The following is a 14,798-nucleotide window of genomic DNA, read 5'->3' on the forward strand; positions in this document are numbered from 1 at the left end:
CATGCGACGGCACCTGGCCACGCCCGTGTGGCGGGCACTGCTCGCGGCCGCCCTGGTGTGCGGCATCGGCCTGCTGCCCTGGCTGACCCGTACCGACCCGGCGCTCACCGTCCTCAAGGCACGCTCGGCCGACCGCGACCCCACCCCCGAGGTCCTGGCCGACATCCGCGCCCAACTCGACCTGGACCGGGGCCCGTTCTCCCTGCTCGGACAGTGGCTCGGCGGACTGTGGCACGGGGACGCCGGCCGGTCGTGGCTGTCCGGCGACGAGGTCGCCCCCGCCGTCCTCCAGGCCCTCGGGGTGTCCCTGCTGCTGATGACGGTGGCCTTCGCGGTCGCCGCCGTCACCGCCGCGCTGATCTGCGCCCGCACCCTGTGGCTCGGTGCGCACCGGCGCCTCGACGGGCGGCGCGCGGGAGGCAGCGGCTCGGCGGTCCTCGCCGCGCTGCCCGAGTTCCTCACCGCGTCCGTCCTCGCCACCATCGTCGGCGTCCAACTGGGCTGGCTGCCCGCCCTCGGCTGGTACGGCCCCCAGTGGACTGTGCTGCCCGCCCTCGCGCTCGGCCTGCCCGCAGGCGCCGTCATCGGACGGCTCCTCGACGACCTGCTGCCCGGCGCCCTCGCCGAACCCTGGGCGCTGGCCGCCACCGCACGCGGACTGCCCGGGCGGCGCGTCGCCCGCCAGGCGGTACGCCGCTGTCTGCCCGGACTGCTGCCGAACCTGGGCCTGTTCGTGGTCGGCCTGACCGGCGGGGCGGTCGCGGTGGAGCAGATCTTCGACATCCCCGGACTCGGCCGCACCACCCTCCAGGCCGCCCTTGCCCAGGACCTGCCCGTCCTCCAGGCCGGCACGCTGGTCATGGTCCTGCTGGCGGCCGTGACGGCAGGGCTGGCCTCACTCGCCACCCGGCTCCTGGCCGGCCCCGCGCTGCGCGACGGCGCGCTGCCCTCGCTCCACCGGCCCGCACCACCGGCCCGCCGGGTCCTGCCGTACGTCCACGGCGGGCTCCTCGTCGCCGTCGTCGCGCTCGGTCTGCCCCGCGATCCCCTCGCCCTCGACACCGGCGAACGCCTCCGACCCCCGTCCGGGGCCCACCCGTTCGGCACCGACGCGCTCGGCCGGGACATGCTCGCGCGAGTCGCGCACGGCGCCCTCGACACCCTTCTGCTCGCCCTGGCGATCGGCGCCGCCACCCTGCTCGGGGGTGTCCTGCTCGGGCTGCTGCCCAGGCTGTCCGGACCCCTCGTCGACACCGTCAACGCGGTACCGCCCGTCCTCCTCGCCCTGCTGGTCACCGCCGTCGTCGGCAGCGGACCCGGCACCCCCGCGCTCGCCGTGGGCGCCGTCGCCTGGGCGCCCCTCGCGGCGCACGCCTCCGCGCTGCTGCGGCAGGAACGCGCCGCCCTCCATGTGACCGCCACCCGGGGCCTCGGCGCGGGCCGGTGGCACCTCCTGCGTCGCGACCTGCTGCCCGCCGTCCTCCCGCCGGTCACCCGCCACGCCCTGCTCCGGCTGCCCGGCATCGCGCTGGCCCTGGCCTCGCTCGCCTTCCTCGGACTCGGCGCGCAGCCGCCCTCCCCGGAATGGGGTCTGCTCCTCGCCGAGAACCAGCCCTACGCCGAACGCGCCCCCTGGGCGGTCCTCGCCCCCGCCGCCTTCCTCGCCCTGCTCGGGGCGTTCGCGGTGAGCGCGGCGGGCGGCGTACGGGTGCCACGCCGGCGGACGGGATCTCGTGCACCCGCGATCGCACCCGAACAACCGTCCCCCGCAAGGGAGTTGGTGGGAACACGATGACGTCGACATCGGTCGTTCCGGGCAAGGCGTCCAGGGAACGCACCCGGCTCTCGCCCCTGCTGCGGCTGCTGATCCTCACCCAACTCGCCTTCAACGTCGGCTTCTTCGCCGTCCTGCCGTTCCTGTCCGAACACCTGGGACAGGCGGTGGGGATGGCGGGCTGGCTGGTCGGGCTGGTGCTCGGGCTGCGGACCTTCAGCCAGCAGGGACTGTTCGTGGTGGGCGGGGCACTGGCGGACCGGTACGGCATCCGGCCGGTGGTCCTCGCCGGGTGCGCGCTCAGGATCGCCGGGTTCGCCTGGCTCGGCTTCGCCGAACGGACATGGACGGTCATCGGTGCCGTCCTGCTGATCGGGTTCGCCGCAGCGCTGTTCTCGCCGGCTGTGGAGTCCGAGGTCGCCCGGCAGGCGGTGGCGTGGGAGGACGCGGGCGGCGGCCCCCGTACCCGGGTACTGGCGCTGTTCACCGTCGCCGGACAGGCCGGGGCGTTCGTCGGCCCGCTGCTCGGCGCGCTGCTGCTGTCGGTGGATTTCCGGACCGTGTGCCTGGCCGGAGCCGGGATCTTCGTGCTCGTCCTCGCCGGGCACGCGTGGCTGCTGCCGCAGCGGATTCCGGGGCGGGCCCGCGTCGAGGTCCGGGGCGGCACGCGGCTGTTGCTGCGCAACCGGCGCTTCCTGGCGCTGTGCTGCGGATACGGCGCCTACCTGCTCGCCTACAACCAGCTCTACCTCGCCCTGCCCGCCGAGGTGGAACGCGCGGCGGGTTCGCAGGCGCCGCTGGCCTGGCTGTTCGCCCTGTCCTCGCTGCTGGTGGTGACCGCCCAACTGCCCGTCACCCGCTGGGCGGGAAGCCGCCTGACGCTCCGCCGGTCCATGGCGGCCGGCCTGCTGCTGGTCGCGGCCGGGTTCGTCGTCGTGGGCGCCGCCCGGCCCGCCGGATGGACAGGCACCGCGGGGCTGCTGCCCGCGGCGGGCTTCGTCGTCCTGCTCACGCTCGGCCAGATGCTGGTCGCCCCGGTCGCCCGTGCCTGGGTTCCCGACCTCGCCGAGGAGGGCCGTCTCGGCCTGTACACGGGGGCGCTGTCCTCGGTCTCAGGTCTGATCGTCCTGGTCGGCAGCGCGGCGACGGGCACCTTGCTCGACAGCGGGCTGCCGGGTGCGGTGCCGTGGCTGGTGCTGGCGGCCGTGCCGGCCGCGGCGATCGCGCTGCTGCCGGGCCGACGGACGGACCGGCCCGGCCGATAGGGTCCGCGGCATGGATACCCAGGACGTCCGGGTGGAGATCGCCCGGGAGGCGGACCAGGAACTCGTCGACGCCTTCGGCCGGATGCTGCCGCAGCTGTCCTCGACCGCGACGCGCCTCGACCTCGCGGCGGTCGGCACCATCCTGAAGTGCGACACGAACACCGTGCTGGTCGCCCGCACCGCCGACACGATCGTCGGCACCCTGACACTGGTGATGTTCCCGGTGCCGAGCGGACTGCGGGCCCGGGTGGAGGACGTGGTCGTCGACCACGCGGCACGCGGCCACGGAGTCGCCGGGCTGCTGACCCTGGAGGCCCTGCGGCTGGCCCGGGAGGCGGGGGCACGGACCGTCGACCTCACCTCGCGACCCGACCGGGCCGCGGCGAACCGGCTGTACGAGCGGCTGGGATTCCGGGCCAGGCAGTCCACCGTGTACCGGGTGCCGCTGCGGGGCTGACGGTTCAGGAGCCGACCGGGTGCTTGCCGTAGGGCAGCCGGTTCAGGAGCCGACCGGGGCCCGCCGTACGCCAGTCGGTTCGGAGTCCACCCGGTGCCCGCCGTGCGACCGAGGGTTCAGGAACCGACCGGATGCCCGTCGTGGGCCCGTGGGTTCAGGACGCCACCGGCTCCCGCTCCGTCACCAGCTCCAGCATCTGTGCCACCGCGACCTCCTGTGACCGGTACGTCCGCCGCAGCCACAGGATGTCCCGGCCGAACGACCAGACCAGCAGGGCCAGGGCGACGGCGACGACCCCGAACGTCGCCGGGTACGGCAGGAGGTTCGAGGCGGCCAGGAGGAGCAGGACGCCCTGGAGGGCGGCCACCGTCTTGCGGGCCATGCTCGGGGGAAGGGGCGCGTTGAGCCAGGGAAGGGCGCGGGCCGCGGCGACGAAGGCGTACCGCATGGTGCCTATGAGGAGGACCCAGGGGCCCAGGGACATCGAGAGGTAGACGCTGAGCACCAGGATCAGGAACGCGTCGACCTCCATGTCGAACCGCGCGCCCAGCGGGGTCGACGTGCCCGTGCGGCGGGCGACCTTGCCGTCGACCCCGTCGAGTATCAGGGCCACCGCCGTCAGACCGACGAACAGCGTGACCGGCGGTGAGCTCTCGACGGAGTCCGCGACCAGCGCCGTGACACCGCCGACCAGCGTCGCCCTGCCGAGGGTCACCCGGTTCGCCGGGCCGAAGGAACGCGGCCGGGAGCGGTGCAGAGCCCGGGAGAGCACCGCCCAGGTGGCGACGGCGAAGGCGAGACCGGTCAGCCAGCCCGCCGGCCCCATGCCGATCGCCGTACCGAGCAGGGCCAGCAAAAGGATCTGCAGGCCCGCTCCCACCGCGGTCTCCTGCTGGACCAGCCTTGCTTCGTAAGTGTTGTTCAGGGCCACCGCACATTCCTCCGGCCAGATGACAGAGTCGATCAAGGACGCGTACTGTGCGCGACCTGTGCACACCTCGGTACGTGAACCGCTTCCCGATCGTTCAGGAGGATGCCGATGAAGCGCACCGCGCGTGCTTTCTGGCTCAGCTCACCCGGCCACGGCGAGATACGTGACCTGACCCTGCCCGACCCCGCCGCGGGCGAGGTGGTCGTCCGCTCGCTGTACTCCGGGGTCAGCCGGGGCACGGAGACCCTGGTGTTCCGCGGCGGGGTGCCGGAGAGTCAGTACGCGGCCATGCGGGCACCGTTCCAGGAAGGCGACTTCCCGGCACCGGTGAAGTACGGCTACCTCAGCGTCGGACTGGTGGAGGAGGGCCCCGAGGCACTGGTCGGCCGGACCGTCTTCTGCCTTTACCCGCACCAGACGCGGTACGTCGTCCCGGCGGAGGCGGTGACCGTCGTACCGGCGAACGTGCCCGCCCGACGGGCCGTCCTCGCCGGGACCGTCGAGACCGCCGTGAACGCCCTGTGGGACGCGGCCCCCCTGGTCGGCGACCGGATCGCGGTCGTCGGCGGCGGCATGATCGGCAGCTCGGTGGCCGCCCTGCTGGCCCGCTTCCCCGGCGTGCGAGTCCAGTTGGTGGACGCCGACCCCGCCCGGGCCAAGACCGCCGAGGCCCTCGGCGTCGACTTCGCCACCCCCGCCGAGGCGCTCGGCGACTGCGACCTCGTCGTCCACGCAAGCGCCACCGAACAGGGCCTGACCCGCGCCCTCGAACTGCTGACCGCCGAAGGCACCGTCCTCGAACTGAGCTGGTACGGCGACCGGCAGGTCAGCCTCCCGCTCGGTGAGGCCTTCCACTCCAGGCGCCTGGTCATCCGCAGCAGCCAGGTCGGCTCCGTCTCCCCGGCCCGCCGCTCCAGCCGCAGTTACGCCGACCGGCTCGCCCTCGCGCTCGACCTGCTCGGCGACCCGGCCCTGGACGCCCTCGTCACCGGCGAATGCGGGTTCGAGCAACTGCCGGACGTGCTGCCCCGGCTGGCCTCCGGCGAGATCCCCGCGCTCTGCCACCGGGTCCGTTACGACGAGCACACGTGACACACAGGTTCAATCCCGTTACGACAGGGGTGCCTGACCTGAGAAAAGAGTGAGAGTCGACTGAACAAGGGGAAGCGAAGAGCCGTACTACACGGCATCCCCCGGCAGGGATCAGCGGGGGGACCAGACGCGCCGCACCTGGAGGGTCGTCCGTTGTTCAGCATCACCGTCCGCGATCACATCATGATCGCCCACAGCTTCCGCGGCGAGGTCTTCGGCCCCGCGCAGCGCCTGCACGGAGCGACGTTCCTTGTGGACGCCACGTTCCGGCGCGAGCAGCTGGACGACGACAACATCGTCGTCGACATCGGACTGGCCACACAGGAACTCGGGGCCGTAGTCAGCGAGCTGAACTACCGCAACCTCGACAACGAGCCCGACTTCGCCGGAATCAACACCTCCACGGAGTACCTGGCGAAGGTCATCGCCGACCGGATCGCCGAACGCGTCCACAAGGGCGCGCTCGGCGAGGGCGCCAAGGGCCTGGCGGGCCTCACCGTCACGCTGCACGAGTCGCACGTCGCCTGGGCGAGTTACGAGCGTGCCCTGTGACCGACACGACGATGGAGCGGACCACCGGGCTCGGCTACGTGCCCGTGCAGCACTCCGCCCTCAAGAACGCGGAGATCATCCCGATGTCCCTGCGCTCCGTGCACTTCGTCCTGCCCGGCGGCGTGGACGACCCGGCCGCCCCCAGCGGCGGCAACGCCTACGACCGGCGCGTCAGCCTCGACCTGCCCGGCTTCGGATGGCAGGTCCACAAGCACGCCGTGGACGGCAGCTGGCCCAGACCGGGAGGTGCCGCCCGCGCGGAACTCGCCCGGGTGCTGCGGGAGCTGCCGGACGGCGCGGTCGTGCTGCTGGACGGGCTGGTCGCCTGCGGGGTGCCCGAGATCGTCGTCCCCGAGGCGGAACGGCTGCGCCTGGCCGTCCTGGTCCATCTCCCGCTCGGCGACGAGACGGGACTCGACCGGGCGGTGGCGGCGGACCTCGACGCCAGGGAACGCGCGGTGCTGCGGGCCGTCCCGGCCGTCATCGCCACCAGCGACTGGGCCGTACGCAGACTCGTCTCGCACCACGGTCTCGCCCCCGAGCGGGTCCATGCCGCCGCCCCCGGCGCCGACATCGCCCCCCTCGCCTCCGGCACCGACGGCGTCTCCCGACTGCTGTGCGTGGCCGCGGTGACCCCGCGCAAGGGACAGCACCGGCTGGTGGAGGCGCTGGCCACGGTGACCGACCTGCCGTGGAGCTGCGTCTTCGTCGGCGGACTCGGGCACGACCCGGAGTACGTCGCCGGACTGCGAACCCTGATCAGCGAGTACGGCCTCCAGGACCGCCTGCACCTCGCGGGCCCCCAGTCCGGTGCCGCACTCGACGCCAGCTACGCCTCCGCCGACCTCATGGTCCTCGCCTCCTACGCCGAGACCTACGGCATGGCGGTGACCGAGTCGCTCGCCCGCGGCATCCCGGTGCTGGCAACGGACGTCGGCGGGCTCGCGGAGGCCGTCGGGCGGGCGCCCGACGGAGGTGTGCCCGGCATCCTCGTCCCGCCGGAGGACCCCGCCGCCCTCGCCGCCGAACTGCGCGGCTGGTTCGGCGAGGCGGACGTACGACGTCGCCTGAAGGCCGCTGCCCGCGGCCGACGGGCCGCCCTCGGCGGTTGGGCGACCACGGCACGCAGCCTGGCCGGAGTACTGGGCCGACTGCCGAACGAACCCAGGAGGGCGGCATGACGGAGACGGCGATGACCAAGCAGGCGGGGACGATTCCGACACAGCCCGGCCCCCGCGAGGCGGCCGGGGGTGCCGGAGCCGGAGGAGCGGCCGAGGTGGCGAACACCGTGATCGCCGGTGCGGGCCCCACCCTCGGCCCCGGCGAGCGGCCCACCGTGCGGCTGCGGGACGCTGGCCCCGACGATCCGCCGCGGTACGCCCCCGAGTGGCTGGAGTTGCGGGAGGGGGCCGACGCCGCCGGGCGGTCGCCCGACCTGCTCGACCCGCTGCGGATCCGGCTCGCGAACCTGCCCGGGAAGGCCGGTCTGGTCATCCACGACCTGGGCTGCGGCACCGGCTCGATGGGCCGCTGGCTGGCCCCCCGCCTGGACGGCGCCCAGCACTGGATCCTGCACGACCGCGACCCCTACCTCCTGCACTTCGCCGCCGTCGCCTCCCCGCGGTCCGCCGCCGACGGCAGCCGGGTCACCGTGGAGACACGGCGCGGTGACGTCGCCCGACTGACCACGGACGTCCTCGCCGGCGCCTCGCTGGTGACGGCCTCCGCGCTGCTCGACGTCCTCACCCGCGAGGAGATCGACGCCCTCGCCGCCGCCTGCACCAGCGCCGGCTGCCCGGCCCTGCTGACCCTGTCGGTGGCCGGCCGGGTCGACCTCACCCCCTCCGACCCGCTGGACGCGGAGATCGCCGAGGCGTTCAACGCCCACCAGCGCCGCGACGGGCTGCTCGGGCCGGACGCGATCACCGCGGCGTGCGAGGCGTTCTCCGAACGCGGCGCCACGGTACGGCTGCACCCGAGCCCCTGGCGGCTCGGCCCCGCCGAGTCCGCGCTGACCGCGCAGTGGCTGCGCGGCTGGGTCGGCGCGGCCGTCGAGGAACGGCCCGAGCTGGCACCGCGCGCGGAACGGTATCTGCGCGAGCGTCTCGCGGCCTGTGAGGCGGGGGAGTTGCGGGTCGTCGTGCACCACAGCGACCTGCTGGCGCTGTCCCGGCCGACGACCGGCGGGGAGTCATGAGCGTGGAGACGGTGGGCGTGTGGGCGGCCCGGCTCACTGTCGGCCCGCGTGCGAAGAGCGCCGAGCCGCGCGAAGAGGCCGCCGAACCGCGTGCGGGGAACATCTCCTCGCGCGAGCGGGACACCACATCGGGCGAGTCGAACGCCGAACCTGCCGATCGGCAGGGGCAGTCGGTCCGGCGGTACGGCGGCCCGGTCGAGGTCTTCGCGCTCCCCGCCGGGGCGCGTGTGCTCCCGCCGGAGGACCTCGCGGCCCGCAGGAAGGTGCTCGCCGCCCGCACCGACGCCCTCGCCGCCCGCGACGAGTTGCTCGCGGCCCGGGCGGAGGGGCCCACCGCCGCCGGCGGGGCGCCGGCCGCGCGGACAGGTGCGGCCGTCTCCGAGACCCGGATCGGCGTGATCGTGGCCACGGCCAGGCCCGAGGCAGCGACTCCGGGCACGCCCCGGTGGCGGAGCGCCCTGCGCGGCGTCCTGGACCGCGTCAACTCCCGTGCCGTCCGTACCCACTTCGGCACCGTCGCCGGCGTCGTCATCCTCGCCGTCCTGCTGTGGCGCATGGGCACCGGCGTCTTCCTGGACGGACTGCGGCGCATCGACGCGCCGACCCTGCTGGTGGCCGTAGGCATCGGGCTGCTCACCACCGTGTTCAGCGCCTGGCGCTGGGCCCTGGTGGCCCGTGGCCTCGGAATCAGGCTGCCCCTGGCACCGGCCGTCGCCGACTACTACCGGGCGCTGTTCCTGAACGCCGCCCTGCCCGGCGGTGTCCTCGGGGACGTCCACCGGGCGGTCCGGCACGGGCGGAGCACCGGTGACCTCGGCCGCGGGGTCCGCTCCGTCGTCCTCGAACGGGCCGCCGGACAGGTCGTGCTGGCCGTCGCGGGCGCCGCCGTCCTGCTGACCATGCCCTCGCCCGTACTGGCCGACGCCCGGCACCTCGCCCCGCTGATCGGCCTCGCCGCGCTCGGCACCCTGGCGGTCGTCCTGGCCCTGCGCATGAACCGCGCCCCCTCCCGGCGCGGACGCGCCCTGCGGGCCGGCCTGGCCGAGGCGCGCGAGGGACTGCTGTCCCGCCGTAACTGGCCCGGCGTCGCACTGTCCTCGGCCGTGGTCCTCGCGGGCCACCTCGCGATGTTCGTCGTCGCCGCCCGCGTCGCCGGGACCGGCGCCTCCGTCGCCGTACTGCTGCCCCTCGCGATCCTCGCCCTGCTCGCGATGGGGCTGCCGCTGAACGTCGGCGGCTTCGGCCCCCGCGAGGGCGTCACCGCCTGGGCGTTCGGCGCCGCCGGCCTCGGCGCGAGCAGCGGGCTGGCGGTCGCGGTGGTGTACGGAGTGCTCAGCTTCGTGGCCGCCCTGCCGGGCGCCCTCGTGCTGGTCGCCCGGTGGTACACCGGCCTGCGCGGCACGGACGCCGGGACGGAAGACGTCGCCCGGGAACCGGCCGCGACGGTCGTGGCGGTTCCGGAACCCCGCCGCGCGCCGGACGACGACTACCCGCGCTCGTCCACCGCGGTCCTCGCGGTGCCGTCCGCGGACGTGAGCAGCGAGAAATACGTCGCGAAGGAATCGGCGAAGCCCGCCAGCAGTTCCTTCCCCTTTTCCGCGGAACCCAGGGAAGGACGGCCAATGACGCCCGAATCGGTATAGGCGGACATTCCGACGGTGAGCAGATGACGGCGGTCGTCCGCGACGAAATCGGCGGACTCGTAACCGGGTCGGACCATTTCGGGATGGGCGTGCAGCAGGATGGAGGTTTCGATTTCCCCCGCATGCATGTCGGTGAGCAGCGAAGTCGCCACCCCGGCCCGCTCCCTGGCCGCCTCCCAGTCCTCCGGGGCCGGGAAGAGCGCCATCCGCTCACCGCGTGCGGAGGACTCCTGAACCACATTGCCCAGGACGTAGTTCCCGCCGTGCCCGTTGACCAGAACCAGGGCCTCGACGCCCGAGCGGCGCAGCGACGCCGCGATGTCCCGTACCACCGCGTGAAGGGTCACGGAGGAGATGCTGACGGTTCCCGGCCAGGCCGCGTGCTCGTGCGAGCAGGCGATGGTCACCGGCGGAAGGAGGTGCACCGGGTACGCGGAGGCGATCTCCCGGGCTATGGCGCAGGCGACGAGCGTGTCGGTCGCCAACGGCAGGTACGCACCGTGCTGTTCGAAGCTCCCGACGGGAAGGACGGCCACCTGGGTTGAGACGCCCGCGCCTCGCGTCCGTACGTCTTCGGTAGTGTCCGCCGGCACCAGACCGTACGCCGCCGACCGTATTCCCGAACCACTCATCTTTTCACGGCCTTTCGTCTCTGCTTAGGAACCAGATCATGACAGATAAAATTGGCGTGCTCGGCAAGAAGTCGCCGCAGCGCACGGGTGTGGAACGCGTCGTGAATGCCCCGCTGCCCACCGTCTACGGGAAATTCCAGGCGGTCGGCTACCTCGATCACGATCGTGGCGAGGAACAAGTGGCCCTGGTCTACGGCGAGATCGGCACGGACGATGTCCTCACCCGTCTGCATTCCGAGTGCCTGACCGGTGACGCCTTCGGTTCCCAGCACTGCGAGTGCGGCGACCAGTTGGCCTCCGCGCTGCGCGCGGTCGCCGCGGAGGGCCGCGGCATCGTCGTCTACCTCAGGGGACATGAGGGCCGGGGCATCGGCCTGCTCGCCAAGCTGCGGGCGATGGCGCTTCAGGCGGAGGGCCTGGACACCGTGGAGGCGAACCTGGCGCTCGGTCTGCCGGTGGACGCCCGCGACTACGGCGTCGCCGCCGAGATCCTGCACGACCTGGGCGTGAACTCGGTCCGCCTGATGTCCAACAACCCGCGCAAGCGCGAGGCGCTGGTGCGGCACGGCATCCAGGTCGCTGAGACGGTGCCGCTACTGATACCGCCGTGCGAGAACAACATCACCTATCTGCGGACGAAGCGGGAGCGCCTGGACCACCACCTGCCCCATCTGGACGCGGTGGTCAGCTCCTCCTGAGCCCGGGCCCGGTGGCGGTCGGCCGGTGTCGCTCCGGTGCCGACCGCCGCGCCCGCAGGGAGCGTCGCACCCGAGCCGGGTCGCCGAGCGGGTGCGGGCGGCGGTCCTTGCGGGAAGCATGGGGGAGCGGAGCACACGCGGCGGCGACGAAGGGAACACGCAGTGAGCGACGACATCCACTTCCTCGCCGCCGAGCGGGTCGCCGAACTGCTGGATCCCGACACGGCGATCCGGTCCCAGCGGGCCGCGTTCACCGCCCTCGGCGACGGCGCCGCCGACCTGCCCGGCAAGATCATGCACCCGAGCCGCTTCGACGACAGCGTGGTCTTCTCGTACGTCTCCCGGCTGTCCGCGGACTCCGGGGCCGTCGCCAAGTTCGGCAGCGTCAACCCGGGCAACGCGGCGAGCGGACTGCCGACCGTGCACGCCGTCGTCACCGTGCTCGACCCGGCGACGGGCCGACTCGCCGCCGTCATGGACGGCACCACGGTGACCACCCTGCGCACGGCCGCGGCGAGCGCCGTAGCCCTCGACGTCCTGGCCGGTCCCGACGCGGCCGACCTGGCTGTTCTCGGTTCGGGCACCCAGGCCCTCGCGCACACCCGGGCGATCGCCCGGGTGCGGGACCTGAAGTCGGTGCGTCTGTGGAGCCCGACCCCACGACACCGAGCCCGCGCCGCCGACACGCTCGCCGCCGAACTGGGCCTGCCCGTCGAGCCGGTCGCCACCGCCGAGACGGCCGTGACCGGGGCGTCGCTGGTCGCGGCCTGCACGCTCAGCACCACGCCCGTGGTGCGTGGCGAATGGCTGGCACCCGGGTGCACGGTGGTCAGCGTGGGGTCCTTCGAACCCACCCGGCGCGAGGTGGACGCGGAGGTCGTACGACGGGCCCTGGCGGACGGGGCCGTCGTCGTCGACGACCCGGCGACCGCGGCCGAGCACGCGGGACCGGTCGTGGACGCCCTGCGGGAGGGCCTGCTGACCCCCGAGAGCCTGGTCCCCCTGGGTGCGGTCCTCACCGGGCGGCGCACGGCCCGCGACGGTCCCGGGGACATCGTCTACTACAACAGCGTCGGCCTCGGCGTCCAGGACGCGGCCGCCGCCTGGGCCGTCGTCGAGGCGGCGCGGCGGGAGCGCCGGTGACCGCGCGCGCCGGGGTCGTCGTGATCGGCGGCGGGGTGATGGGCACGAGCATCGCCTGCCACCTGGCCCGTGCGGGCGTACCGGACGTGGTGCTGGTCGAGCGGGACGAACTGGCGTCCGGGTCCACCTCGAAGGCCGCGGGCGGGGTGCGGGCGCAGTTCTCCGACGAGCTCAACATCCGGCTCGGGGCACGCAGCCTGGAGGCCTTCGCCCGCTTCGAGCAGGACACGGGGCACGACATCGGGCTGCACCGGGTCGGTTACCTGTTCCTGCTGTCCACGCCCGAGGAGGTCGCCGCGTTCGAGGCGGGCGTACGTCTCCAGAACTCCCTCGGCGTGCCCAGCCGCATGATCGACCCTGCCGAGGCCCGCGGACTCTCCCCGCTGATCAGCACCGACGGGCTGCTCGCCGCCGCGTTCTCACCCGACGACGGGCACTGCACTCCCGAGTCCGTCGTCCACGGCTACGCGGCCACCGCCCGCCGGCACGGCGCCCGGATCCTGCGGCACACCGAGGTCACCGGCATCGAGACGCGGGGCGACACCATCACGGCGGTGCTGACGGCCCGGGGCCGGATCGCCACCGACACGGTGGTCTGCGCGGCCGGCGCCTGGTCGAAGGCGGTCGGCGCGATGGCCGGGGTGGACCTGCCGGTGGAGCCGCTGAGGAGGCAGATCGCGGTCACCGAGCCGGTCGGGGGACTGCCGCCGGACCTGCCCATGACCATCGACTTCCACAGCGGCCTCTACTTCCACGCCGAGGGACCCGGCCTCCTCGTGGGCATGTCCGACCCGGACGAGCGTTGCGGCTTCGCCACCGACACCCACGACCGCTGGATCCCCGGCCTGTGCGCGGCCATGGAACACCGGGCCCCCGCCCTGCTCGACCTGCGTCGCACCGGCGGCTGGGCCGGCCTGTACGAGATCACCCCGGACCACAACGCGCTGATCGGCGAAGCGACTTCGGTCTCCCGTTTCCTGTACGCCACCGGGTTCTCCGGCCACGGCTTCCTGCAGGGGCCGGCCGTCGGCGAAGTCGTCCGCGACCTGTACCTGGGCCGCGAACCCTTCGTGGACGTCAGCCCGCTCGGCGCCGGCCGGTTCGCGGCCGACGCTCCGCGTCCCGAGGCCAACCTGGTGTGACCGGGGAGCGCCGGTTCCTGGTGCCGCGGCAGGCACTAGCCGGTGACCGCCTCGTGGACCAGCCGTTTGAGGTCCGGGAAGAGCGCGAGGGACCGCTTCGGCCGTAGCTGCGTCATGAACTGCACGGTCAGGTCCCGGGTCGGGTCCACCCAGAACGTCGTCGTCGCCACGCCGCTCCAGCCGAACGTGCCCAGGCCGGCGGGCGCCAGGGTGCGGGACGGGTCGGTGACCACGGAGACACCGAGGCCGAAGCCGACGCCGTCGTTGCCGGCTTCGTCGTGCGCGGGTTTGCTGCCGACCGCGCGCAGGTCGGCGCCGCCCGGAAGGTGGTTGGAGGTCATCAGGTCCACCGTCTCGGGGGCCAGAAGGCGGACGCCGTCGAGTTCGCCGCGGCGGCGCAGCAGTTCCATGAAGCGGTGCACGTCGTGCGCGGAGGCCGCCAGGCCGCCGCTGCCGGACAGGAGGCGGGGCCGGCCGCGCAGCGGAAGGCCGGGGATCGGCTCGATACCGCCGCCGTCGGCGTCCCCGTACAACTCGGCCAGTCGGCCCACCTGTTCGGGGGCGACGTGGAAGCCGGCGTCGGTCATCCCGAGCGGGCCCAGGAGCCGCTCGGCGAAGAACGTGTCGAGCGGCTGTCCGGACACCACCTCGATGATCCTGCCCAGCACGTTGGAGGCGACGGAGTAGTTCCACTGGGTGCCCGGCTCGTACTGCAGCGGCAGACTCGCGTACACGTCGACCGTCTCCGCCAGGTTCGAGCCCGGTATCACCGACGACTCCAGGCCTGCCTGGCGGTAGAGGGCGTCGACGGGGTGGCTGTGGTAGAAGGCGAAGGTCAGGCCCGCGGTGTGGGTCATGAGATGCCGTACCCGTATCGGTCCGTCGGCCGGGCGGGTCACCATGTCGGCGCCGGAGCCGCTCACGTGCACCCGCGGCTCGGCGAAGGCCGGCAGATGACGCTCGACCGGGTCGTCCAGCGACAGCCGGCCCTCCTCGACCAGGAGCAGCGCGGCGACGGCGGTGACCGGCTTGGTCATGGAGTAGATCCGCCAGATCGTGTCCGGCTCGACCGGCAGACCGGCCGCGATGTCCCGGCGGCCGTGGGTCGTGAGGTGGGCGACACGTCCGCCGCGGGCGACGGCCACGAGGAAGCCGGGCAGGCGGCCCTCGTCCACGTAGTGGGCGACATGCTGGTCGAGGCGGTCCAGTGCCTTCGCGTCCAGCCCGACCTCGCGGGGCTCCACCTCTTGCCGCAGCTGTGCCATCGTTCTC

The 14,798-nt window shown here is 73.7% G+C and carries 13 protein-coding genes and 1 pseudogene; 11 read left to right on the forward strand and 3 right to left on the reverse strand.

Going from position 1 to position 14,798, the window contains the following annotated elements; all coding sequences use genetic code 11:
• The first annotated feature begins 1 nt into the window (after nt 1).
• Genes OHA64_RS39810 through OHA64_RS39820 form a run of 3 tightly spaced genes read left to right on the forward strand, consistent with a single transcriptional unit; the run spans nt 2 to nt 3,496 of the window.
• Complete coding sequence (locus OHA64_RS39810; RefSeq protein WP_405621802.1) at nt 2-1,795, forward strand: ABC transporter permease subunit; 1,794 nt, start codon at nt 2-4, stop codon at nt 1,793-1,795.
• Nucleotides 1,792-3,039, forward strand: a complete 1,248-nt coding sequence (locus OHA64_RS39815; protein WP_405621804.1) for an MDR family MFS transporter — start codon at nt 1,792-1,794, stop codon at nt 3,037-3,039. Before OHA64_RS39810 ends, OHA64_RS39815 begins: the two co-directional genes overlap by 4 nt.
• Nucleotides 3,040-3,049: 10 nt before the next feature.
• Nucleotides 3,050-3,496 carry a GNAT family N-acetyltransferase gene (locus OHA64_RS39820; RefSeq protein ID WP_405621806.1) on the forward strand — a complete coding sequence of 149 codons (447 nt, stop codon included), beginning with the start codon at nt 3,050-3,052 and terminating at the stop codon, nt 3,494-3,496.
• Nucleotides 3,497-3,650: 154 nt separating this feature from the next.
• Here the strand turns inward: OHA64_RS39820 and OHA64_RS39825 are convergent, their stop codons facing one another.
• The gene (locus OHA64_RS39825) at nt 3,651-4,427 is read right to left on the reverse strand and encodes a CDP-alcohol phosphatidyltransferase family protein (protein ID WP_405621807.1); all 777 of its coding nucleotides are present in this window, start codon (nt 4,425-4,427) and stop codon (nt 3,651-3,653) included.
• Between the two features lie 108 nt (nt 4,428-4,535).
• Between OHA64_RS39825 and OHA64_RS39830 the strand changes: the two genes are divergently transcribed.
• The 5 genes and pseudogenes from OHA64_RS39830 to OHA64_RS39850 form a co-directional block, all read left to right on the forward strand.
• Nucleotides 4,536-5,519 (forward strand): zinc-binding alcohol dehydrogenase, encoded by a 984-nt coding sequence (locus OHA64_RS39830; protein ID WP_405621809.1) that lies wholly within the window; start codon nt 4,536-4,538, stop codon nt 5,517-5,519.
• Between the two features lie 153 nt (nt 5,520-5,672).
• Nucleotides 5,673-6,071, forward strand: a complete 399-nt coding sequence (locus OHA64_RS39835; protein ID WP_405621811.1) for a 6-pyruvoyl trahydropterin synthase family protein — start codon at nt 5,673-5,675, stop codon at nt 6,069-6,071.
• Between the two features lie 11 nt (nt 6,072-6,082).
• Nucleotides 6,083-7,252, forward strand: a complete 1,170-nt coding sequence (locus OHA64_RS39840) for a glycosyltransferase family 4 protein (RefSeq protein ID WP_405624310.1) — start codon at nt 6,083-6,085, stop codon at nt 7,250-7,252.
• A complete protein-coding gene (locus tag OHA64_RS39845) occupies nt 7,249-8,268 on the forward strand; it encodes a trans-aconitate methyltransferase (RefSeq protein ID WP_405621812.1) in 1,020 nt (339 codons plus the stop codon). Before OHA64_RS39840 ends, OHA64_RS39845 begins: the two co-directional genes overlap by 4 nt.
• Before the next feature lie 554 nt (nt 8,269-8,822).
• A pseudogene (locus OHA64_RS39850) lies at nt 8,823-9,566 on the forward strand (lysylphosphatidylglycerol synthase transmembrane domain-containing protein); the annotation flags it as partial.
• 188 nt (nt 9,567-9,754) lie between these two features.
• Here OHA64_RS39850 and OHA64_RS39855 read toward each other — a convergent pair.
• Nucleotides 9,755-10,543: a creatininase family protein gene (locus tag OHA64_RS39855; RefSeq protein ID WP_405621814.1), complete on the reverse strand. Its 789-nt coding sequence runs from the start codon at nt 10,541-10,543 to the stop codon at nt 9,755-9,757.
• 38 nt (nt 10,544-10,581) lie between these two features.
• Between OHA64_RS39855 and ribA the strand changes: the two genes are divergently transcribed.
• The 3 genes from ribA (at nt 10,582) to OHA64_RS39870 (ending at nt 13,526) form a co-directional block, all read left to right on the forward strand.
• On the forward strand, nt 10,582-11,241 hold the full coding sequence (gene ribA, locus OHA64_RS39860) for a GTP cyclohydrolase II (RefSeq protein WP_405621816.1): 660 nt from the start codon (nt 10,582-10,584) through the stop codon (nt 11,239-11,241).
• 162 nt (nt 11,242-11,403) lie between these two features.
• Nucleotides 11,404-12,384 (forward strand): ornithine cyclodeaminase family protein, encoded by a 981-nt coding sequence (locus tag OHA64_RS39865; protein WP_405621818.1) that lies wholly within the window; start codon nt 11,404-11,406, stop codon nt 12,382-12,384.
• Nucleotides 12,381-13,526: an NAD(P)/FAD-dependent oxidoreductase gene (locus tag OHA64_RS39870; protein WP_405621820.1), complete on the forward strand. Its 1,146-nt coding sequence runs from the start codon at nt 12,381-12,383 to the stop codon at nt 13,524-13,526. The genes OHA64_RS39865 and OHA64_RS39870 overlap by 4 nt, the downstream gene beginning before the upstream one ends.
• Before the next feature lie 35 nt (nt 13,527-13,561).
• Here the strand turns inward: OHA64_RS39870 and OHA64_RS39875 are convergent, their stop codons facing one another.
• Nucleotides 13,562-14,791, reverse strand: coding sequence for a serine hydrolase domain-containing protein (locus OHA64_RS39875; protein ID WP_405621822.1), 1,230 nt, complete (start codon nt 14,789-14,791; stop codon nt 13,562-13,564).
• Nucleotides 14,792-14,798 lie beyond the last annotated feature (7 nt).

The sequence above is a fragment of the Streptomyces sp. NBC_00076 genome (assembly GCF_045041235.1).
Lineage (GTDB): Bacteria > Actinomycetota > Actinomycetes > Streptomycetales > Streptomycetaceae > Streptomyces.

What these genes read in the sequence shown, in the direction of transcription:
- OHA64_RS39810 (WP_405621802.1), top strand. Translation starts at nt 2, where the DNA reads ATGCGACGGCACCTGGCCACGCCCGTGTGGCGGGCACTGCTCGCGGCC.
- OHA64_RS39815 (WP_405621804.1), top strand. Translation starts at nt 1,792, where the DNA reads ATGACGTCGACATCGGTCGTTCCGGGCAAGGCGTCCAGGGAACGCACC.
- OHA64_RS39820 (WP_405621806.1), top strand. Translation starts at nt 3,050, where the DNA reads ATGGATACCCAGGACGTCCGGGTGGAGATCGCCCGGGAGGCGGACCAG.
- OHA64_RS39830 (WP_405621809.1), top strand. Translation starts at nt 4,536, where the DNA reads ATGAAGCGCACCGCGCGTGCTTTCTGGCTCAGCTCACCCGGCCACGGC.
- OHA64_RS39840 (WP_405624310.1), top strand. Translation starts at nt 6,083, where the DNA reads ATGGAGCGGACCACCGGGCTCGGCTACGTGCCCGTGCAGCACTCCGCC.
- OHA64_RS39845 (WP_405621812.1), top strand. Translation starts at nt 7,249, where the DNA reads ATGACGGAGACGGCGATGACCAAGCAGGCGGGGACGATTCCGACACAG.
- OHA64_RS39855 (WP_405621814.1), bottom strand. Translation starts at nt 10,543, where the DNA reads ATGAGTGGTTCGGGAATACGGTCGGCGGCGTACGGTCTGGTGCCGGCG.
- ribA (WP_405621816.1), top strand. Translation starts at nt 10,582, where the DNA reads ATGACAGATAAAATTGGCGTGCTCGGCAAGAAGTCGCCGCAGCGCACG.
- OHA64_RS39875 (WP_405621822.1), bottom strand. Translation starts at nt 14,791, where the DNA reads ATGGCACAGCTGCGGCAAGAGGTGGAGCCCCGCGAGGTCGGGCTGGAC.